The organism is Sediminibacterium ginsengisoli (genome assembly GCF_900167075.1).
Classification (GTDB): domain Bacteria; phylum Bacteroidota; class Bacteroidia; order Chitinophagales; family Chitinophagaceae; genus Sediminibacterium; species Sediminibacterium ginsengisoli.
On the sequence record NZ_FUWH01000015.1, the window covers coordinates 1 to 18674 of the forward strand.

Below are 18674 nucleotides of genomic sequence, written 5' to 3' on the forward strand. Positions count from 1 at the left end.
CAACTGAATGGCCGTGTGAAGTACACCGACACTGCCGCTATGCTGAGCACATATCAAAGTCAGATCAACGGCCGCGTTAAGATAGCTGATACTGCTTCGATGTTGCTGCCATACGCTAAAACTTCAGTTGTAAACAATAAACTGAATATCTCTGACACGGCATCGATGTTATCACCTTATGCCAAAACAGCTGCAGTAAACAACAAACTGAACATCAGCGATACCGCTGCCATGTTAAGCACTTATCAGTCGCAACTGAATGGCCGTGTGAAATACACCGATACTGCAGCTATGTTGACAAACTACCTGAAGAGTCAGCGCATGCTGGATTCACTTGCTGGCGTTCAGACGAGATTGAATACAAAGGTGAACATTTCTGATACTGCTTCAATGTTGTCACCTTATGCTAAAACAGCTGCGGTGAACAACAAACTCAATATCAGTGATACTGCAGCTATGCTGACCAACTATGTGAAGAGTCAACGTATGCTGGATTCGTTAGCTGCACATCAGTCAAGGTTGAATACCAAGCTTAATATCAGCGATACCGCATCAATGTTGCTGCCTTATGCCAAAACAGCTGCAGTGAACAATAAGCTCAATATCAGTGATACCGCCGCTATGTTAAGCACTTATCAGTCGCAACTGAATGGTCGTGTGAAATACACCGACACTGCAGCTATGCTGAGCACTTACCAAAGCCAGATCAACGGCCGCGTTAAGATCTCGGATACTGCTTCAATGCTGTTGCCTTATGCTAAAACAACAGCGGTAAATAACAAGCTCAATATCTCTGATACCGCATCGATGCTGTCGCCATATGCTAAAACAAGCCTGGTGAACACCAAACTCAATATCAGTGATACGGCGGCCATGCTGAATACCTATCAGACGCAGCTCAATGCACGCGTGAAATACAGCGATACTGCCAATATGTTAACCAACCTGTTGCGCAAAACGGATACTGCTTCCATGCTTGCCAATCGCCTCAAGATCAGTGATACAGCTTCTATGCTGGCGAACCGCCTCAAGATCAGCGATACATTAAGTATGCTGGCCAACCGCCTTAAGATCAGTGATACCGGAAGCATGTTGTTCAATCGTCTGAAGATCAGTGATACAGCCAATATGCTTTCAAACCGTCTGAAAATAAGTGATACGGCTAATATGCTGCTGAATCGTCTGAAGATCAGTGATACACTTAATATGATGTCTAAATACCTGCGCAAGTCGGATACAGCATCTATGTTGAGTAAATATGTGCGGGTAACGAGGTTTACCGATTCACTTAGTGCTATCCGCGCCAGTATGGCAAGTCTGAATGGTTTATCCACTTCAGATACGGCAGCCATGTTGTCCGGTTATATGCGAAGTGGTAATACACCCGTCACGGTGTCGGGTGGTAATACACTTGATTTCACAACAACAGGACCTACCAGTCTTACCCTGCCAACATCGGGTACGCTGGTCAACACCGCCGTCACGAGCCTGACCTCCCTGACGGCCGTTGGTACCCTTACCAACCTTACGGTCACCAACCCGATCGCGGGAAGTGTGACCGGGTCGGCCGCAACCGTAACTGCGGCAGCACAACCGGCCATTACTTCGGTGGGTACGCTCACCAGCCTCAATGTGACCGGTTCCGTGACTGCAGGCAGTTTTGTAGGTGTTGACGCGTTGAAAGATGTTATTGTGCTGACTTCTACTGCCGGCGGTACTTATACACCATCAGCAGGTACCAAGAGCATCGTGGTGCATATGATAGGCGGTGGTGGCCAGGGTGGCGGTGCTGCTAACAGTAACGGTGCTTCAGGTGGCGGTGGTGGTGCCGGTGGTTATATTCTTGTGCATATTTCTTCACCGGCAGCTTCCTATAGCTGGGATGTAGGTACCGGCGGATCCGGTGCGGGCGCCACGGCTGCCGGTACTGCCGGCGGTGCAACTATATTCGGATCCTTTACTGCCGGCGGTGGCGGTGGTGGTGCCGCAGGTACTGCAACCAACTTCATAGCCGTTGCCGGTGGTACCGGTGGTACTGCTACGGGCGGCGATGTGAATGTTCCCGGCCAGCAGGGCGGTTCAGGTATCCGGTATGCCAATACAGCCGGTAACGGTGTGGGAGGTAACGGTGGCTCTACCAATTTCGGTAACGGCGGTAATGGTCGTATTGCTTCTGCAGGCGCAGGTACTGCCGGTACCGGTTACGGATCAGGTGGCGGCGGCAGCCAGCAGAATACGGCCGGCGCTAGTGGTGCAAGCGGTGTAATCATCATTTACGAATTCAGGTAATGCCCCAGGGAGATTATCTTTAACAGGTAAAACCTCGGAAGTATGAAATCAATTATAGCTGCTGTGCTGGTACTGATGGCTTCGGCTTCGGTATCAGCACAGGGCAAAACCGGAACAGTCCCGCAATCGAAAAAAAACGATACTGTTCAATATAGTCTCGGTGTTTACCTTGCCCAGGTGCTGATCAAAAATGGTCTCAGCATCGAGAACCCGGTGATGTTCAAAAAGGGGTTCGATGATGCGCTGCAGCAGAAGCCGTTGATGGTAACGCCTGCTGACGCCGAAAAAAGACTGTTCGCTTACCAGAAAACAGCTCTTTTCGAAAGAGGCAGAAAGCTGGAAGAACGACTGTTCAATGAACTGAAAACAGTTAAAGGAGTGGGGATACTACCCAACGGTATCCATTATATTACTACCAAAACCGGCGACGGAGAACGCCCGGGACCAAAAGATACGGTTGTGTTGAATATTGTCGGGACCCTTCCCGATGGTACCGTATTTGAAGATACCCAGAAATCGCAGCAGTCGATCGTGGCCATCCTCGGTAATCTCATCCCCGGCGTAAGTGAAGCGGTTCAACTCATGCCCCAGGGATCTTTATGGCGCATCTTTATCCCGGCTGCCCAGGCATACGGCGATGCAGGAACCGACCTGATCCCGCCGGCTTCCGCCCTGATCATGGATATTGCGCTGGTAGAAGTAAGGCATGCGCGAAAACAATAATTTGTTAATCAGCCGAATACAAGATTCTTTATTTCTTTATGTGTAGCGAACTCAATGGTTGCTGCCTTCCCGGGGCATTGCCGGTATCAACGTCTTTTTCACATCAATATTTAATAATAGGGCAAATCTTTGTAAAATCACTATAATCACTACCTTTGCCGCTCGAAAATTTTTGAGGCGTGTGTCTCAAAGCATAAAACTTTAAACAAGCACTTTTTATGGCTGACTTGAAATTTCAACGCAATTTTGGTATTGCCGCGCACATCGATGCCGGTAAAACCACTACCACAGAGCGTATCCTGCGCTACACTGGTATGATTCACAAAATCGGGGAGGTGCATGATGGCGCCGCTACCACAGACTGGATGGAGCAGGAAAAAGAAAGGGGTATCACCATCACTTCAGCAGCCGTAAGCTGCCAGTGGAACTTCCCTACAGTTTTGGGTAAAGCCACTCCTGATACAAAAAAATATTACTTCAACATTATCGATACTCCGGGTCACGTGGACTTTACCGTAGAGGTTGAACGTTCTATGCGTGTACTGGATGGTCTGATCGCCCTGTTCTCTGCGGTTGATGGTGTAGAGCCTCAGTCAGAAACAGTATGGCGCCAGGCAAACCGTTACAAGGTTCCGCGTATCGGTTTCGTAAATAAAATGGACCGTTCAGGTGCAGACTTCCTTAACGTGGTAAAACAGGTGAAGGAAATGCTGGGTGCAAAAGCAGTTCCGCTGCAATTGCCGATCGGCGCTGAAGATAACTTCAAAGGCGTGGTGGATCTGATCAAAATGAAAGGTATCATCTGGCATATGGAAACAGAAGGTATGACTTTCGATGAGATCCCTGTTCCTGAAGATATGATTGAAGAAGCCAATGAATGGAGGCAGAATCTCGTGGAAGCAGTGGCTGAATACGATGATTCACTGATGGAGAAATTCTTTGAAGATCCGAACAGCATTACCGAAGCGGAAATGCACGAAGCGATCCGTAAAGCTACCATCGATCTGAGCATCGTTCCGATGATGTGTGGTTCTTCTTTCAAAAACAAAGGCGTACAGACTGCACTGGATGCGGTTTGCCGTTACCTGCCTTCTCCTGTTGATATCGAAGATACAGTAGGTACAGATCCTGATACTGGTAAAGAGATCGTTCGTAAGGCTGATGCCAAAGAACCATTCGCTGCACTGGCGTTCAAGATCATGACCGATCCTTTCGTTGGTCGCCTCGCCTTCTTCAGGTGCTACTCCGGTCACCTCGATGCAGGTTCTTATGTACTGAACGTAAGAAGCGGAAAGAAAGAGCGTATCAGCCGTATCATGAAGATGTTCGCTAACAAGCAGAACCCTGTAGATTTCATCGAAGCAGGTGATATCGCTGCGGCAGTTGGTTTCAAAGAGATCAAAACCGGTGATACCCTTTGCGACGAGAACCATCCGATCACCCTCGAGAACATGTTCATCCCCGAGCCTGTAATCGCGATCGCTGTTGAGCCTAAAACACAGGCCGACGTTGATAAAATGGGTATGGCTATCGCCAAACTGGTAGAAGAAGATCCGACCCTGCGTGTTAACACAGACGAAGATACCGGTCAGACGATCCTCCGTGGTATGGGTGAGCTGCACCTGGAGATCATCATCGACCGTATGCGTCGTGAGTTTAAAGTAGAAGTAAACCAGGGTGCACCTCAGGTTGCTTATAAAGAAGCATTCGGAACAACTATCGAACACCGTGAAGTACTGAAGAAACAGTCGGGTGGACGTGGTAAGTTCGCCGATATTCAATTCGCTATCGGACCAGCTGACGAAGAGTGGCTGAAAGAGAACGAAGGAAAGAACTTCCAGTTCGTGAATGACCTGTTTGGTGGATCAATCCCTAAAGAGTTCGTTCCTGCGATCAATAAAGGTTTCGAAACCGCTATGACATCGGGCGTTCTGGCCGGTTATCCGGTTAATAACATGAAGGTCCGCGTATTCGATGGTAGCTACCACGATGTGGATTCTGATGCGATGAGCTTCGAGCTTTGTGCAAGGTCCGGCTTCCGTGAAGCTGGCCGTAAAGCGAAGCCTACACTCCTGGAGCCGATCATGAAAGTAGAAGTACTTACTCCTGATCAGTACATGGGTGATGTTACAGGTGACCTGAACCGTCGCCGCGGTATGCTGGAAGGTATGGACAGCCGTGCTAACCTGCAGGTGATCAAGGCGAAAGTTCCGCTGAGCGAAATGTTCGGTTATGTAACCCAGCTGCGTTCACTGTCTTCAGGCCGTGCAACTTCAACCATGGAGTTCTCACATTACTCACCGGCTCCGAACAATATCGCTGAAGAAGTGATCGCGAAGAGCAAGGGTAAAGTGAAAGTAGAAGAATAAGTATTCGCTTAAATATACCCTGAAAGGCCTGCCATTCCGGCGGGTCTTTCTTTTTAAGGGCTGAACAGAGATATAAGGGAAGGAGAGAAGTGCAACTTCAGGAACAGCGGTTGCCAGCGGATTTGTGCATAACTATTCTCCCGCGGGGGCTGATTTTATGGATTTCCCGTTAAAAATAAAGGAGTCTAACATTATTGATAATCAATTAATTAAATAAAATGGTGGAGAAATGATATATGATATTTAAGCTCCTGTGGAAAATTTCCTCAAAAAGTTTTGACTATTCACTTTCACCTCCTTACCTTTGCAACCCCAATCAGAAAATTGGATTTCGACTATGTCTCAACGAATCAGAATCAAATTACAATCATACGACCACAGCCTGGTAGACAAGTCTGCCGAGAAGATCGTAAAGACAGTGCGCAGCACTGGTGCAGTAGTAACTGGTCCAATTCCCTTGCCTACACACAAGAGAATTTTCACTGTACTCCGTTCACCACACGTGAACAAAAAGAGCCGTGAACAGTTCCAGCTCGCTACACATAAGCGTTTATTGGATATCTACACTTCTTCTTCAAGAACTGTAGATGCGCTGAGCAAACTGGATCTGCCTTCAGGAGTTGAAGTTGAGATCAAAGCTTGATAAAAAGGCAGGCAGCTGAAAAGCCGCCGGCTTTCTAAGTTCTTATAAAGATCATCTGCCAACCGGTCAAACGAGAAAGCAGCTCTGACAACAAATGAAAATTCCACGATAATAAGATCGTGGTAAAACATATAAACAGGCCCTTCGAGGTTTGTTTACTTCCGGTACTTCTTAGATCACCAAAGCTTCAGCGAAAGTGATCCAGCTCTGAAAAAGCATTCGCCTGGAATTTTTGATTCCGGTGAATAGAAAAAAGAAAAGGTCGGCAGCAAACAGGGATTGAATTCCGCTTCATCGGCGGGATGTCCTTAATAACCTTGCGGGGGCATAAACCGCAAAACGATGAAAGGTATTATTGGTAAAAAAATCGGGATGACCAGCATCTTCGGCGCAGATGGCAAGCAGACAGCTTGTACCATCATCGAAGCTGGCCCATGTACCGTAACACAAGTTAAGACCCAGGATACAGACGGTTACACCGCACTCCAACTGGCATTTGGCGACAAGAAAGAAAAGCACTCCACTAAAGCCGAGCTGAATCACTTCGCAAAAGCTCAGACAGCCGCCAAGAAATTCGTAAAAGAATTCCGCAATTATTCAATAGAAAAAGCATTGGGTGAAACTATCACCGTAGACATTTTCGCTGAAGGCGAAAGCGTTGAAGTGGTTGGTACAACCAAGGGTAAAGGTTTCCAGGGTGTTGTAAAACGCCATGGTTTCTCTGGTGTGGGTGAAGCATCCCATGGTCAGCACGACCGTCAGAGAGCGCCAGGTTCTATCGGTGGTTCTTCTTATCCTTCAAGAGTATTCAAAGGAATGAGAATGGCCGGCCGTATGGGTGGCGACAGGGTAATGATGAAAGGCCTGAAAGTGGTTAAGATCTTCCCTGAAAAGAACTATATCCTGATCAGTGGTTCTGTACCTGGTCATAACGGTTCAATCGTTTTAATCCAGAAGTAATCACCCTCTTAATCTGAATGACCATGCAAGTAGATGTATTAAATATAAAAGGACAGAAAACCGGTAGAACGGTTGAATTGCCTGCAGAGATCTTCGGTATCGAGCCGAATGATCACGTGATCTACCTGGCTGTTAAGCAATACCTCGCAGCAGCCCGTACAGGTACCCATAAAGTAAAAACCCGCGCCGAAGTGCATGGTGCCAGCCGCAAGCTGCACAAGCAAAAAGGAACAGGTGGTGCCCGTAAAGGTAATATCCGTAACCCGTTGTACAAAGGTGGTGGTACCATCTTCGGACCAAAACCGCACAGCTACGATTTCAAGCTGAACCGCAAAGTGAAAGATCTCGCTAAGATCTCTGCACTGAGCTACAAGGCAAAAGAGAACGCGATTGTGGTGGTAGAAGATATCAACATGGAAGCGCCTAAGACCAAGCAGGTGCTTGATGTGATGAAAAGCCTGAATGTGGCCGACAAGAAAACACTGGTAGTATTGCCTGAATATAACGACAATCTCTACCTGAGCACCCGTAACGTACCGAATATCGCCAGCACACTGCTGTCTGATATCAATACTTACGAGATCGTAAACGCAGATGTACTGGTTGTAACCGAGAGCACTGCAAAGATCTTCGCTGATAACGAAGCCGAAGTAACAGCATAATTAAGAAACGTTTCAACAAGATAAAAATGAAACAGACAGACGTTTTAATAAAACCGATTTTAACTGAAAAAGCAAACGCTCAGCAGGAAAAACTGAGAAGGTATGCTTTCAAAGTAAACCGTAAGGCCAACAAACTCGAGATCAAAAAAGCGATTGAAGAGTTCTACGGAGTGAACGTGATTGATGTGAACACCGCAGTGGCTCCGGGAAAAAACAAAGCCCGTTACACCAAAGCTGGTTTTATCCAGGGTATGAAGTCTGCTTACAAGAAGGCATTCGTAACCGTAGCAGAAGGTGAAACAATCGATCTTTACGCAAACATTTAATATAGCACGCGGAGCTGAAAAATCCGCATATAAAAAAACAAGAAATGGCACTGAAGAAGTACAAACCGATGACCGCCGGAACACGCTGGAGAATCGGTAATGCTTATGCTGAGATCACCACCAACAAACCTGAAAAAAGTTTGCTGGAGCCGCAGAAAAGCACTGCCGGCCGTAACTCACAGGGACGTCGTTCCATGCGTTACATGGGTGGTGGAAACAAGCATCACTATCGTATCATCGATTTCAAAAGAAGCAAAAGGGACATTAGCGCTACTGTAGTTTCTATTGAATACGATCCGAACCGTACCGCATTTATCGCATTGCTGCAATACGCAGACGGCGAGAAAAGATATATCATCGCTCCACAGGGTTTACAGGTGGGTGCGAATGTAATAGCTGGTGATGAAGTATCTCCTGAGATCGGAAATGCCCTGCTGATGAAAAACATGCCGCTGGGTACCATGATCCACAACATTGAACTGCAGCCAGGTCAGGGTGGTAAAATGGCAAGAAGTGCAGGAAGTTCTGCACAGCTGGCCAACAAGGAAGAAAAATACGCTGTACTGAAAATGCCTTCAGGCGAGCTCAGGAAAGTGCTGATCAACTGTTATGCAACCATCGGTGTTGTATCTAACGGAGATCATAACCTTGAAACTGCCGGTAAAGCTGGTAAGAACCGTTGGAAAGGTATCCGTCCCCGCGTTCGTGGTGTAGCAATGAACCCTGTAGATCACCCGATGGGTGGTGGTGAAGGTAGGGCTTCAGGTGGTCACCCACGTAGCAGAACAGGTAAGTATGCGAAAGGTGAGAAGACACGTACCAAAGGAAAAGGCAGCGATAAGCTGATCATCCAGCGCAGAGACGGAAAAAAATTAGCTAAGTAATTTACAAAGCTGATTCAACTAATAAACTAATAGACCAGTAAACAAAATAAATTATGGGTCGTTCGATTAAAAAAGGTCCTTACGTAGACGCTAACCTGGAAGGTAAAGTGCTCGGAATGAACGAAGGCGGAGCCAAGAAATCTGTAATCAAGACATGGAGCCGTCGCAGCACTATTACACCTGATTTCGTTGGTCACACATTCGCTGTGCATAACGGAAACAAGTTCATCCCGGTGTATGTAACTGAATTCATGGTAGGCCACAAATTAGGTGAGTTTGCCCCTACACGTAACTTTAAAGGTCACGCAGGAACCAAGAAATAAAAACAGTTTACCGGATCGCCTGCAGGTCGGGCAGAAGGTAAGCCACAAATAAAATAAGAAATGGAAGCAGTAGCTAAACTGAACAATTATCCAACAGGGCCGCGTAAAATGCGTTTGCTGGCCGATGTGATCCGTGGAATGGAAGTGGAGAAGGCATTGGCTATCCTGGAGCACCATCCTCAGCACAACGCCGTTCCGCTGGCTAAATTGCTGAAAAGTGCGATCAGCAACTGGGAACAGAAAAACAGCGGTGCCAGTGCGGCAGACAGCAGCCTGGTTGTTAAAACCGTTTTCGTAGATGGTGGCAGGGTTTTAAAACGGATGCGTCCGGCACCTCAGGGTCGCGGCTACCGTGTTCGCAAGCGCAGCAACCATGTAACATTAATCGTAGATTCTAAAAACTAATTGTAAAACCATTATATGGGTCAGAAAGCAAATCCAATTGGTAACAGGTTAGGTATCATCCGCGGATGGGAAAGCAACTGGTATGGCAGTAAGAAAGATTACGCATCCAAGTTGATCGAAGATCATAAGATCCGTACTTACCTGAACGCCCGTATCAACAAGGGCGGTATTGCCAAAATTGTAATAGAGCGTACCCTGGGTAAGCTGATCGTAACCATCCATACCTCTAAACCCGGTATCATCATCGGTAAAGGCGGTAACGAGGTTGACCGTATCAAGGAAGAGCTGAAAAAGTTAACCGGCAAGGAAGACGTTCAGATCAACATCCTTGAGATCCGTCGCCCGGAACTGGATGCAAACATCGTAGGCGATACTATCGCAAGGCAGATTGAAAACCGTATCAACTTCAAACGTGCCATCAAAATGGCGATCGCTTCTACACTCCGCATGGGTGCTGAAGGTATCAAGATCAAAGTAAGCGGACGTTTGGGCGGTTCTGAGATTGCACGTAGCGAAGAATTCAAACAGGGACGTACTCCTTTGCATACATTCCGTATGGACATCGATTATGCAAATGTATTTGCTCAGACCGTTTACGGTAAGATCGGTATCAAAGTATGGATCTGTAAAGGTGAAGTACTCGGAACCCGTGAACTCAACCCGAACTTCGTTGGTGGAAAAAATGAAGGCAACGAGCGCAGGGGCGGCGATGACAGAAGGCCAGGTGGCGACAGAAGGGATGACCGCAGGGGCGGTGGTGACAGAAGGGATAACCGTGGCGGCGGAAGAGATCGCAGAAACTAAATTAATCATTAGTAATTCAATTACTAAGACTTTGAAATAAGCATGAACCCGGAGGTTCATGATCTAAAAAGCTAAGAAATGTTACAGCCTAAAAGAAGCAAACATAGGAAGCAGCAAAAAGGGCGCATTCGCGAAGTAGCAAAGCGTGGTACTTCCATTTCATTCGGATCCTTCGCACTGAAGGCGCTTGAGCCAATCTGGTTAACTAACCGCCAGATCGAATCAGCACGTCAGGCAATGACCCGTGCAATGAAACGTGAAGGTAACGTTTGGATCCGCGTATTCCCTGATAAGATCATTACCCGCAAGCCGTTAGAGGTGAGGATGGGTAAAGGTAAAGGTAACCCCGAATTCTGGGCTGCTGTGGTGGAACCAGGACGTATCATCTTCGAATGCGATGGTGTTACCCCAGCGATAGCGCAGGAAGCAATGGAGCTGGCTGCACAGAAACTGCCGATCAAAACCAAATTCATCACGAGAAGGGATTTGCAGGCATAATCAGTTTAACAATGTGAAACTGGCTCAATGTCCGATAAATATTGAGCAATTGAGAAAGTTTTCAAATTGAATACAATGGCAAACAAAAAGCAAGAATTCAACGCAAGCCTGAAGGATCTGAGCGTTACAGATCTGCAGGCAAGGATACAGGAAGACCAGTTAAGGTTAAAAAAACTGGAGTTCGCTCACGCAATATCTCCACTGGAAAACCCGATGAATATCCGCGGTCTCCGCAGGGACATCGCCCGTTTGAAAACGGTATTGAAGAAAAAAGAAATGGGTATCTAAACCATAAATTTAAAACAATGGCTGAAAGAAATTTACGTAAAACAAGGACCGGGGTGGTTACCAGCGATAAGATGGACAAAACCATTACTGTTGCTGTAGAAAGAAAAGTAAAACACCCTATCTACGGTAAGTTCGTAAAGAAAACGACCAAGTTCCACGCTCATGATGAAAAAAGTGAGTGCGGTATTGGTGATGTAGTTAAGATCATGGAAACTCGTCCGCTGAGCAAAACAAAGCGCTGGAGACTGATTGAAGTGATCGAAAAGGCTAAGTAATTTAAGCCTCAAGCTGTTAACCGCTGGCTAAGCCAGGGAAGGATACAGCCTCTGATAAACAACATTTACTTCCGGTGATCGTACCGGCAGATAACAGCTAAAAAGCTAAAAAAGATGATTCAGCAAGAAAGCAGACTAAATGTAGCTGATAACAGTGGCGCCAAAGAGGTGCTTTGCATTAAAGTGCTTGGAAACAGCGGACAGGATTATGCCAAAGTAGGCGACAAGATTGTCGTTACTGTAAAGGATGCAATTCCTGCAGGCGGTATCAAAAAAGGTACTGTATCTAAAGCCGTAATCGTTCGTACTAAAAATAAGTTACGCCGTAAAGATGGTTCTTATATCCGTTTCGACGATAACGCAGTAGTGTTATTGAACAACTCGGACGAGCCACGCGGTACACGTATCTTCGGACCAGTAGCGAGAGAACTGCGTGATAAAGGCTATATGAAGATCATTTCATTGGCTCCGGAGGTTCTGTAAGAAACCGATGCCAGGGCAGAAGCCCGGTTGCATATCAATTGAGATAATTTCAGCAGAAGCGTTCAGCATTGAGCGCTGAGCGTTAAAAGCTTTAAGCATAATAAAATGAGTACAAGATTTAAACCCAAATTCAACATCAAAAAAGGAGATACCGTAGTGGTGATCGCCGGTGATGATAAGGACTTGAAAAAGCCCCGCACGGTGTTGGAAGTGATCGTAGACAAAGGACGTGTGGTGGTTGAAGGTGTAAATATCGTAACCAAGCATACCAAACCTTCTGCTCAGAACACTAAGGGTGGTATTGTAAAGGTTGAAGCGCCGATCAATATCAGCAATGTAATGCTGTGGGACGCTAAAGCCGGTGCACCTACCAAGGTGAAACGCACAAGGGACACTGGAAAATTAGTTCGTATATCTAAAAAATCAGGGGAGGTAATCAAGTAATGAGTACTGCAAAATACACTCCGAGATTAGCAGACAAGTACACCAAAGAGGTAGTACCTGCTTTAATGAAGAAGTTCGCTTACAAAACTGTAATGCAAACTCCTAAACTGGAAAAAATCTGTATCAACCGTGGCGTGAATGGTGCCGTAACCGATAAGAAACTGGTTGATATCGCAGTAGAAGAGCTGAACACCATCACCGGTCAGAAAGCTGTTCCTACTGTTTCCAAAAAAGACATTTCTAACTTCAAACTGCGTAAAGGCATGCCGATCGGTGCACGCGTTACGCTGAGAGGCGAAAAAATGTACGAGTTCCTCGACAGGCTGGTTTCTGTTGCCCTGCCACGTGTACGTGACTTCAAGGGTATCAGCGATAAAGCATTCGATGGACGTGGTAACTATACACTGGGTGTTACCGAACAGATCATCTTCCCGGAGATCGATATCGATAAAGTGAACAAGATCACCGGTCTGGATATCACTTTCGTAACCTCAGCCAACACCAACGAAGAAGCATACGAGCTCCTGAAAGAACTGGGTATGCCATTTAAAGGTGCAAAAAAAGACAATAACTAAAAGAATAGTATAAATGCCCGACGGTTTCCGGCAGGCAGCTACTAACATCTAAATACAACAAACATGGCAAAAGAATCAGTAAAAGCCAGACAAAGAAAGCGTGAAGCATTGGTTGCAAAATTCGCTGAAAAGCGTGCTGCTCTGAAAGAAGCAGGAGATTATGCAGCTCTGGATAAACTTCCCAAAAATGCATCACCTGTTCGTTTGAAGAACCGTTGCCAGCTGACTGGCCGTCCGAAAGGCTACATGAGGTACTTCGGTCTCTCCAGGGTGATCTTCCGTGATATGGCGCTGAATGGTAAAATACCAGGTGTTAAAAAAGCAAGCTGGTAAAACAGGAACGATAAGCATCATTGTTCGTAGTAATAAAATTTTGAACAGACTTAATTAAAATAAAATGGTAACTGATCCTATAGCAGACTTCTTAACCAGAATCCGTAACGCGCAGATGGCGGGACACAGGATTGTTGAGATCCCTGCTTCTAACCTGAAAAAGCGTATGACAGAGATCCTGTACGAACAGGGTTATATTCTGAAGTACAAATTCGAAGACGACAGCAAGCAAGGCCTGATCAAGATCGCATTGAAGTATGATCCGTCCACCAAACAGCCTGCTATCCGCTCACTGGAAAGGGTAAGCCGTCCGGGTTTACGCCAGTATGCAAAACCAGCTGAGATCAAACGTGTGATCAACGGCCTGGGTGTTGCTATCCTGAGCACTTCAAAAGGCGTATTGACCGACAAACAGGCGAAAGCTCAGAATGTTGGTGGTGAAGTACTCTGCTACATCTATTAATTATTTTCCGGCAACCACTGGTTGCCGGTGGTATATAACCCTGGCTGACAATTAAGCTTTTTAGTCGGAGCTGAACACGACCAGGATCATTCGAATCAATTAAAAAAGTAAACGACTATGTCTCGTATCGGAAAACAACCCATTGTAATCCCTGCAGGAGTAACCGTAACTGTAAGCGGCGATAACGTTGTAACAGTAAAAGGACCTAAAGGACAACTCCAGGAAACAATCGACCGTGATATCACGATCGATGTTCAGGGAACTGAAGTGCTGATCAAACGTCCGACAGACCAGATCCGCCACAGGGCTATGCACGGTTTATACCGCGCGCTGATCGCCAATCTGGTGAAAGGTGTAACAGAAGGTTTCAAGAAAGAACTGGAACTGGTAGGGGTAGGTTATAAAGCTGCCAACACCGGAAACACTCTTGACCTGGCGTTAGGTTATTCACACAACATTATTTTCGAACTGCCCAGCGAACTGAAAGTAACTACCGTTACTGAAAAAGGTCAGAATCCTAAAATAACAATCGAAGGAATAGACAAGCAATTGCTTGGCCAGGTAGCAGCTAAACTGCGCAGCCTGCGTAAACCAGAGCCGTACAAAGGTAAAGGTGTTAAATACGCTGGTGAGATCCTCAGAAGGAAAGCCGGTAAAGCAGCAGGTAAATAAGTTCATCGGAATGCTGGTCAGTTGGTTTAACCGGCTGACCAGGATCCCGGAAACAAGATCACTAATCAACAAACTTCCGGCAGGATCGGAAGTGTATAAATAAAACACAATGAGTAAATTACTTCAGAGGCAAAAGATCAGGTACCGCATCCGCAAAAAGGTTGCCGGTACTGCAACAAGCCCAAGGCTGGCTGTATTCAGAAGCAACGCTGAGATCTATGCACAATTGATAGATGATGAGAACGGAGTTACACTGGCTGCTGCATCATCAAGGGATAAAGATATCGCTGCACAGAAAGTGACCAAAGTAGAGAAGGCCAAACTGGTTGGATCTTCAGTGGCACAGAAAGCTACAGCGCTTGGTCTCACAGCCTGTGTATTCGACAGGGGAGGTAACCTTTACCACGGTCGTGTAAAAGCGGTTGCCGATGGAGCAAGAGAAGGTGGTCTGCAATTCTAATTAGCTAACAACAATTAATCGTTAGATAAATGTCTAAAGTAAACGTAAATAAGGTGAAAGCCGGTGGCGATATGGAACTCAAAGAGAAAGTAGTTGCCATTAACCGCGTAGTGAAAACTACTAAAGGCGGTCGTACTTTCAGCTTCTCTGCCCTCGTAGTGGTAGGAAATGAAAATGGTGTTGTAGGTACAGGACTGGGTAAAGCAAAAGAAGTTCAGGAAGCTATTACAAAAGGTATCGAAGATGCCAAGAAGAACCTGGTGAAAGTGCCTGTAATGCACGGAACCATCCCCCACGAACAATGGGCTAAGGATGGCGCAGCCAAAGTATTGATCAAACCAGCTGCACATGGTGCGGGTGTGATCGCGGGAGGCAGCATGCGTTCAGTACTGGAAAGTGCCGGTGTAACAGACGTACTTGCTAAAAGCCTGGGCTCTGCAAACCCTCATAACGTGGTTAAAGCAACCATCAAGGCACTGAGCCTGCTCAGAGAGCCTGTTCAGGTAGCTAAACAACGTACTGTAAAGCTGAGCAAAGTATTTAACGGATAAATAATCCTGTCCCGGCAAGCCGGCGACATCAAATGATACGTCATGAAAAAGATTAAAATCACACAGATTAAAAGCGGTATCGACAGGTCTGAGCGTCAGAAACAGACACTGATCGCACTGGGTTTGAAAAAACTCAACGCTTCCAAAGAAGTAGAAGCTACTCCTCAGATCCTGGGTATGGTTAACAAAGTTAGCCACCTGGTGAAAGTTGAAGAGATCGCTTAAATAATTTAGCAGTTAAGACCGCTGATGAAAAATGAATAATTGAAAAGTGTTTCTGCACTTATTTCATTATTCATTTTTCGTTTTACCGCTTAATTACTAATTTTCACTTTTTATTTTATCATTTAACAGCGAGGGGTGATTCCCCGTAAAGTTCAAAATCAATTCAAGATGAAATTACACACACTCAAGCCCGCAGTTGGCGCAACACACAAAGAGAAACGTTTAGGCCGTGGTGAAGCTTCCGGTAAAGGTGGAACTTCTACAAAAGGTAACAAGGGCGGACAGAGCCGTGCAGGTTATAAGAGCAAAATGGCACACGAAGGTGGTCAGATGCCAATCCAGCGTCGTATCCCTAAACGTGGTTTCAAAAATAACAACCGTGTTGAATTCAAAGTATTCAACCTCGGACAACTGGAACAACTGGCTGAGAAATACGGATTCACTGAAGTTAACCTGGAGAATCTCTATATCAACAACCTGATCAACCGTACTGATAAAGTAAAAGTACTGGCGAATGGCGAACTGAAAGCTAAACTTACCATCAAAGTAAATGCTGCAAGTGAAAAAGCTAAGAGTGCAATCGAAGCTGCAGGCGGAAGCATTGAAATTGTAAAGTAATTTTACCGTAATTTGCCGGACGCATCGAAGATGCGTCCTTTTGGTTTCAGACTTATAACGCCTTCAATCGGATTCAAGTGAAAAAATTACTTCAGACATTTAAGAATATTTGGGCCATAGAAGAACTGCGCAGCAAGATCATTGTTACGCTTGTTCTTGTATTAACCTACAGATTCGGTACCCATATCGTTTTACCAGGTATCGATCCAAACGGTATCGAAGCGGCGCAGAAAGCTTCCAGCAACAAAGGCCTGCTCGGTATCTTTGATATGTTTGCCGGCGGCGCCTTCTCACAGGCTTCTATCCTGGCACTCGGTATCATGCCTTATATCTCTGCCTCTATCTTCATGCAGCTGATGACCATCCTGGTTCCGCAACTGCAGAAGATCCAGAAAGAAGGCGAGAGCGGTCGTAAAAAGATCAACCAGTGGACCCGCTATCTCACAGTGATCGTAACTATTTTCCAGGCCGGCGCTTATGTGGCTTACCTGAATAGTCCCGGTTATGCAGAAGCGATCCTGCCAGCCTATAAACCTTTCTTCTGGTTCTCAACCGTGATCACACTTACTGCAGGAACCCTGTTTGTAATGTGGCTGGGTGAAAGGATCCAGGACAAAGGCCTCGGTAACGGTACTTCTATCATCATCATGGTAGGTATCCTTGCACGTCTCCCGCAATCATTGATCCAGGAGTTCGGTGCCAAGAGTGAAAGGGCCGGTGGTGGCTTACTGATCTTCCTGGTGGAGATCGCTATCCTGATTTCTATTATCATGGGGCTGATCATCCTGGTACAGGGTGTGAGGAAAATACCTGTAAACTATGCAAAGCAGATCGTTGGAAACCGCCAGTTCGGTGGTGCCCGCCAGTTCCTGCCTATCAAAGTAAACAGCGCCGGTGTAATGCCGATCATCTTCGCCCAGGCGATCATGTTCCTGCCTACACTGGTATCATTCACCAATATCGATTCTGCACAGGGCATTGTTAAGATCTTCAACGATCACAGCAACGCCTGGTACATGATCATTTACTCTGTAATGGTGATCGGGTTTACATTCCTTTATACAGCCCTGATCTTTAACCCCAAACAGATCGCAGAAGACCTGAAACGCAACAACGGATTTATTCCGGGTGTGAAACCAGGTCAGCCTACAGCAGATTACATCGGATCCATCATGGATAAGATCACCCTGCCCGGCGCGATTTTCCTGGCATTTGTAGGTATCCTGCCCGGCTTTGCACAACGTCTCGGCGTTACACAAGGCTTCAGCACGTTCTTCGGTGGTACATCCCTCCTGATCATGGTAGGTGTAATCCTCGATACACTGCAGCAGATTGAAACATACCTCCTGATGCGCCAGTACGATGGTCTGATGAAAAGCGGCCGCGTACAGGGCAGACAAACAGTTTCCACAACCACTATTTAATGTGGTAAATAATAGCGAACTTTGCAAGCCTGCCAGTAAACACTGGCAGGCTTCTTTTTATCATGACCAGAAGGACCAATATGACTATTTACAAAACAGAAGCAGAAGTGGCGCTGATGAAGGAAGCTGCCACACTGGTAAGTAAAACGCTCACAGAAGTAGCCAAAGTACTGAAGCCGGGAATGACCACCCTGCAGATCGATAAAATATGCGCAGAATTTGTGAGAGACAATAAAGCGGTTCCATCTTTTCTGGGTTACCGCGGCTACCCCCACAATGTCTGCACTTCCGTTAACGATGTGGTGGTGCACGGCTTCCCCAACAACGTGGCATTAAAAGATGGCGATATCGTATCGGTAGATATGGGTGTGATACTGAATGGCTGGCATGGCGATCACGCTTATACATTCATACTCGGGGAAACAAGCGAAGATGTATTGCAGCTGGTTCGGGTAACCAAGGAATCGCTGTATAAAGGCATCGAAAAAGCCATCGTCAACAACAGGGTAGGAGATATCTCTAATGCCATACAGGAGCATACTGAGCGAAAATATGGTTATGGCGTAGTGCGTGAACTTGTTGGCCATGGCCTCGGAAGAAACCTGCACGAAGACCCACAGGTACCCAATTACGGGAAGAAAGGAAATGGCCCTAAAATGAAAGAAAACCTTGTCTTGGCTATCGAACCGATGATCAATATGGGAACACGTGATGTGTTTATTGCAGAAGATGGCTGGACCGTGAAAACACGTGATGGAAAACCTTCTGTTCACTTCGAACATGACGTATGTATCAAAAGAAATAAAGCATTGATCCTTTCCGATTACAGTATTATCGAAGCAGCAGAAAAAGCAAACAATAACCTGAACACTTCTTATTATCAATAACTGAATCAGAAAAATACAGATCTTCTGTAACGCTTATCTTTAAAGAGTTTCAGCGGATTCTATTTTCGTCTTACAAGAATATTACGATCA

General features: G+C 46.1%; 26 protein-coding genes. All 26 read left to right on the forward strand.

The window, feature by feature from the left end:
* The coding region (locus tag B5D42_RS17960) for a glycine-rich domain-containing protein (RefSeq protein WP_176113054.1) at positions 1-2289 on the forward strand (2289 nt) is incomplete at its 5' end.
* A gap of 42 nt (positions 2290-2331) precedes the next feature.
* Positions 2332-3012 carry an FKBP-type peptidyl-prolyl cis-trans isomerase gene (locus tag B5D42_RS17295; RefSeq protein WP_078832805.1) on the forward strand — a complete coding sequence of 227 codons (681 nt, stop codon included), beginning with the start codon at positions 2332-2334 and terminating at the stop codon, positions 3010-3012.
* 218 nt (positions 3013-3230) lie between these two features.
* Positions 3231-5381, forward strand: coding sequence for an elongation factor G (fusA, locus tag B5D42_RS17300; protein WP_078832806.1), 2151 nt, complete (start codon positions 3231-3233; stop codon positions 5379-5381).
* Between the two features lie 337 nt (positions 5382-5718).
* The gene (rpsJ, locus tag B5D42_RS17305) at positions 5719-6024 is read left to right on the forward strand and encodes a 30S ribosomal protein S10 (RefSeq protein ID WP_078832807.1); all 306 of its coding nucleotides are present in this window, start codon (positions 5719-5721) and stop codon (positions 6022-6024) included.
* A 342-nt stretch (positions 6025-6366) separates the two neighbouring features.
* Positions 6367-6984, forward strand: a complete 618-nt coding sequence (gene rplC, locus B5D42_RS17310) for a 50S ribosomal protein L3 (RefSeq protein WP_078832808.1) — start codon at positions 6367-6369, stop codon at positions 6982-6984.
* A gap of 23 nt (positions 6985-7007) precedes the next feature.
* Positions 7008-7646, forward strand: coding sequence for a 50S ribosomal protein L4 (gene rplD, locus B5D42_RS17315; RefSeq protein WP_078832850.1), 639 nt, complete (start codon positions 7008-7010; stop codon positions 7644-7646).
* Positions 7647-7672: 26 nt separating this feature from the next.
* Complete coding sequence (gene rplW / locus B5D42_RS17320; protein ID WP_078832809.1) at positions 7673-7972, forward strand: 50S ribosomal protein L23; 300 nt, start codon at positions 7673-7675, stop codon at positions 7970-7972.
* A 44-nt stretch (positions 7973-8016) separates the two neighbouring features.
* Positions 8017-8856, forward strand: coding sequence for a 50S ribosomal protein L2 (rplB, locus tag B5D42_RS17325; protein WP_078832810.1), 840 nt, complete (start codon positions 8017-8019; stop codon positions 8854-8856).
* Positions 8857-8909: 53 nt separating this feature from the next.
* Positions 8910-9179: a 30S ribosomal protein S19 gene (rpsS, locus tag B5D42_RS17330; RefSeq protein ID WP_078832811.1), complete on the forward strand. Its 270-nt coding sequence runs from the start codon at positions 8910-8912 to the stop codon at positions 9177-9179.
* A 60-nt stretch (positions 9180-9239) separates the two neighbouring features.
* Positions 9240-9584: a 50S ribosomal protein L22 gene (rplV, locus tag B5D42_RS17335; RefSeq protein ID WP_078832812.1), complete on the forward strand. Its 345-nt coding sequence runs from the start codon at positions 9240-9242 to the stop codon at positions 9582-9584.
* 15 nt (positions 9585-9599) lie between these two features.
* A complete protein-coding gene (rpsC, locus tag B5D42_RS17340; RefSeq protein WP_078832813.1) occupies positions 9600-10388 on the forward strand; it encodes a 30S ribosomal protein S3 in 789 nt (262 codons plus the stop codon).
* Between the two features lie 78 nt (positions 10389-10466).
* On the forward strand, positions 10467-10886 hold the full coding sequence (rplP, locus tag B5D42_RS17345) for a 50S ribosomal protein L16 (RefSeq protein WP_078832814.1): 420 nt from the start codon (positions 10467-10469) through the stop codon (positions 10884-10886).
* Positions 10887-10961: 75 nt separating this feature from the next.
* Complete coding sequence (gene rpmC, locus B5D42_RS17350) at positions 10962-11174, forward strand: 50S ribosomal protein L29 (RefSeq protein WP_078832815.1); 213 nt, start codon at positions 10962-10964, stop codon at positions 11172-11174.
* Between the two features lie 17 nt (positions 11175-11191).
* Entirely contained in the window at positions 11192-11449 is a 258-nt protein-coding gene (rpsQ, locus tag B5D42_RS17355) for a 30S ribosomal protein S17 (RefSeq protein WP_078832816.1), read from the forward strand.
* A gap of 114 nt (positions 11450-11563) precedes the next feature.
* Complete coding sequence (rplN, locus tag B5D42_RS17360) at positions 11564-11932, forward strand: 50S ribosomal protein L14 (RefSeq protein ID WP_026770709.1); 369 nt, start codon at positions 11564-11566, stop codon at positions 11930-11932.
* A gap of 105 nt (positions 11933-12037) precedes the next feature.
* Positions 12038-12376, forward strand: a complete 339-nt coding sequence (gene rplX / locus B5D42_RS17365; protein ID WP_078832817.1) for a 50S ribosomal protein L24 — start codon at positions 12038-12040, stop codon at positions 12374-12376.
* Positions 12376-12951, forward strand: coding sequence for a 50S ribosomal protein L5 (gene rplE / locus B5D42_RS17370; protein ID WP_078832818.1), 576 nt, complete (start codon positions 12376-12378; stop codon positions 12949-12951). Before rplX ends, rplE begins: the two co-directional genes overlap by 1 nt.
* Before the next feature lie 63 nt (positions 12952-13014).
* Positions 13015-13284, forward strand: coding sequence for a 30S ribosomal protein S14 (gene rpsN / locus B5D42_RS17375; RefSeq protein WP_078832819.1), 270 nt, complete (start codon positions 13015-13017; stop codon positions 13282-13284).
* A gap of 64 nt (positions 13285-13348) precedes the next feature.
* Positions 13349-13747: a 30S ribosomal protein S8 gene (rpsH, locus tag B5D42_RS17380; protein WP_078832820.1), complete on the forward strand. Its 399-nt coding sequence runs from the start codon at positions 13349-13351 to the stop codon at positions 13745-13747.
* A 117-nt stretch (positions 13748-13864) separates the two neighbouring features.
* A complete protein-coding gene (gene rplF, locus B5D42_RS17385; RefSeq protein ID WP_078832821.1) occupies positions 13865-14419 on the forward strand; it encodes a 50S ribosomal protein L6 in 555 nt (184 codons plus the stop codon).
* A 109-nt stretch (positions 14420-14528) separates the two neighbouring features.
* A complete protein-coding gene (rplR, locus tag B5D42_RS17390; RefSeq protein ID WP_078832822.1) occupies positions 14529-14879 on the forward strand; it encodes a 50S ribosomal protein L18 in 351 nt (116 codons plus the stop codon).
* A 29-nt stretch (positions 14880-14908) separates the two neighbouring features.
* Complete coding sequence (gene rpsE, locus B5D42_RS17395; protein WP_078832823.1) at positions 14909-15430, forward strand: 30S ribosomal protein S5; 522 nt, start codon at positions 14909-14911, stop codon at positions 15428-15430.
* 42 nt (positions 15431-15472) lie between these two features.
* On the forward strand, positions 15473-15655 hold the full coding sequence (gene rpmD / locus B5D42_RS17400; protein ID WP_078832824.1) for a 50S ribosomal protein L30: 183 nt from the start codon (positions 15473-15475) through the stop codon (positions 15653-15655).
* A gap of 168 nt (positions 15656-15823) precedes the next feature.
* Positions 15824-16273 (forward strand): 50S ribosomal protein L15, encoded by a 450-nt coding sequence (rplO, locus tag B5D42_RS17405; protein ID WP_078832825.1) that lies wholly within the window; start codon positions 15824-15826, stop codon positions 16271-16273.
* A gap of 77 nt (positions 16274-16350) precedes the next feature.
* Positions 16351-17697, forward strand: coding sequence for a preprotein translocase subunit SecY (secY, locus tag B5D42_RS17410; RefSeq protein WP_078832826.1), 1347 nt, complete (start codon positions 16351-16353; stop codon positions 17695-17697).
* 62 nt (positions 17698-17759) lie between these two features.
* Entirely contained in the window at positions 17760-18584 is an 825-nt protein-coding gene (gene map, locus B5D42_RS17415) for a type I methionyl aminopeptidase (RefSeq protein WP_245825754.1), read from the forward strand.
* Positions 18585-18674 lie beyond the last annotated feature (90 nt).

Bases quoted from the DNA above. Each gene is read 5' to 3' on its own strand.
- rpsJ (WP_078832807.1), top strand. From the start codon at position 5,719: ATGTCTCAACGAATCAGAATCAAATTACAATCATACGACCACAGCCTG.
- rplD (WP_078832850.1), top strand. From the start codon at position 7,008: ATGCAAGTAGATGTATTAAATATAAAAGGACAGAAAACCGGTAGAACG.
- rpmC (WP_078832815.1), top strand. From the start codon at position 10,962: ATGGCAAACAAAAAGCAAGAATTCAACGCAAGCCTGAAGGATCTGAGC.
- rplW (WP_078832809.1), top strand. From the start codon at position 7,673: ATGAAACAGACAGACGTTTTAATAAAACCGATTTTAACTGAAAAAGCA.
- rpsE (WP_078832823.1), top strand. From the start codon at position 14,909: ATGTCTAAAGTAAACGTAAATAAGGTGAAAGCCGGTGGCGATATGGAA.
- rplC (WP_078832808.1), top strand. From the start codon at position 6,367: ATGAAAGGTATTATTGGTAAAAAAATCGGGATGACCAGCATCTTCGGC.
- rplB (WP_078832810.1), top strand. From the start codon at position 8,017: ATGGCACTGAAGAAGTACAAACCGATGACCGCCGGAACACGCTGGAGA.
- rplE (WP_078832818.1), top strand. From the start codon at position 12,376: ATGAGTACTGCAAAATACACTCCGAGATTAGCAGACAAGTACACCAAA.
- map (WP_245825754.1), top strand. From the start codon at position 17,760: ATGACCAGAAGGACCAATATGACTATTTACAAAACAGAAGCAGAAGTG.
- rpsQ (WP_078832816.1), top strand. From the start codon at position 11,192: ATGGCTGAAAGAAATTTACGTAAAACAAGGACCGGGGTGGTTACCAGC.
- rplF (WP_078832821.1), top strand. From the start codon at position 13,865: ATGTCTCGTATCGGAAAACAACCCATTGTAATCCCTGCAGGAGTAACC.
- rplO (WP_078832825.1), top strand. From the start codon at position 15,824: ATGAAATTACACACACTCAAGCCCGCAGTTGGCGCAACACACAAAGAG.
- rpmD (WP_078832824.1), top strand. From the start codon at position 15,473: ATGAAAAAGATTAAAATCACACAGATTAAAAGCGGTATCGACAGGTCT.
- rplV (WP_078832812.1), top strand. From the start codon at position 9,240: ATGGAAGCAGTAGCTAAACTGAACAATTATCCAACAGGGCCGCGTAAA.
- rplN (WP_026770709.1), top strand. From the start codon at position 11,564: ATGATTCAGCAAGAAAGCAGACTAAATGTAGCTGATAACAGTGGCGCC.
- fusA (WP_078832806.1), top strand. From the start codon at position 3,231: ATGGCTGACTTGAAATTTCAACGCAATTTTGGTATTGCCGCGCACATC.
- rpsN (WP_078832819.1), top strand. From the start codon at position 13,015: ATGGCAAAAGAATCAGTAAAAGCCAGACAAAGAAAGCGTGAAGCATTG.
- rplP (WP_078832814.1), top strand. From the start codon at position 10,467: ATGTTACAGCCTAAAAGAAGCAAACATAGGAAGCAGCAAAAAGGGCGC.
- rplX (WP_078832817.1), top strand. From the start codon at position 12,038: ATGAGTACAAGATTTAAACCCAAATTCAACATCAAAAAAGGAGATACC.
- B5D42_RS17295 (WP_078832805.1), top strand. From the start codon at position 2,332: ATGAAATCAATTATAGCTGCTGTGCTGGTACTGATGGCTTCGGCTTCG.
- rpsS (WP_078832811.1), top strand. From the start codon at position 8,910: ATGGGTCGTTCGATTAAAAAAGGTCCTTACGTAGACGCTAACCTGGAA.
- rpsH (WP_078832820.1), top strand. From the start codon at position 13,349: ATGGTAACTGATCCTATAGCAGACTTCTTAACCAGAATCCGTAACGCG.
- rplR (WP_078832822.1), top strand. From the start codon at position 14,529: ATGAGTAAATTACTTCAGAGGCAAAAGATCAGGTACCGCATCCGCAAA.
- rpsC (WP_078832813.1), top strand. From the start codon at position 9,600: ATGGGTCAGAAAGCAAATCCAATTGGTAACAGGTTAGGTATCATCCGC.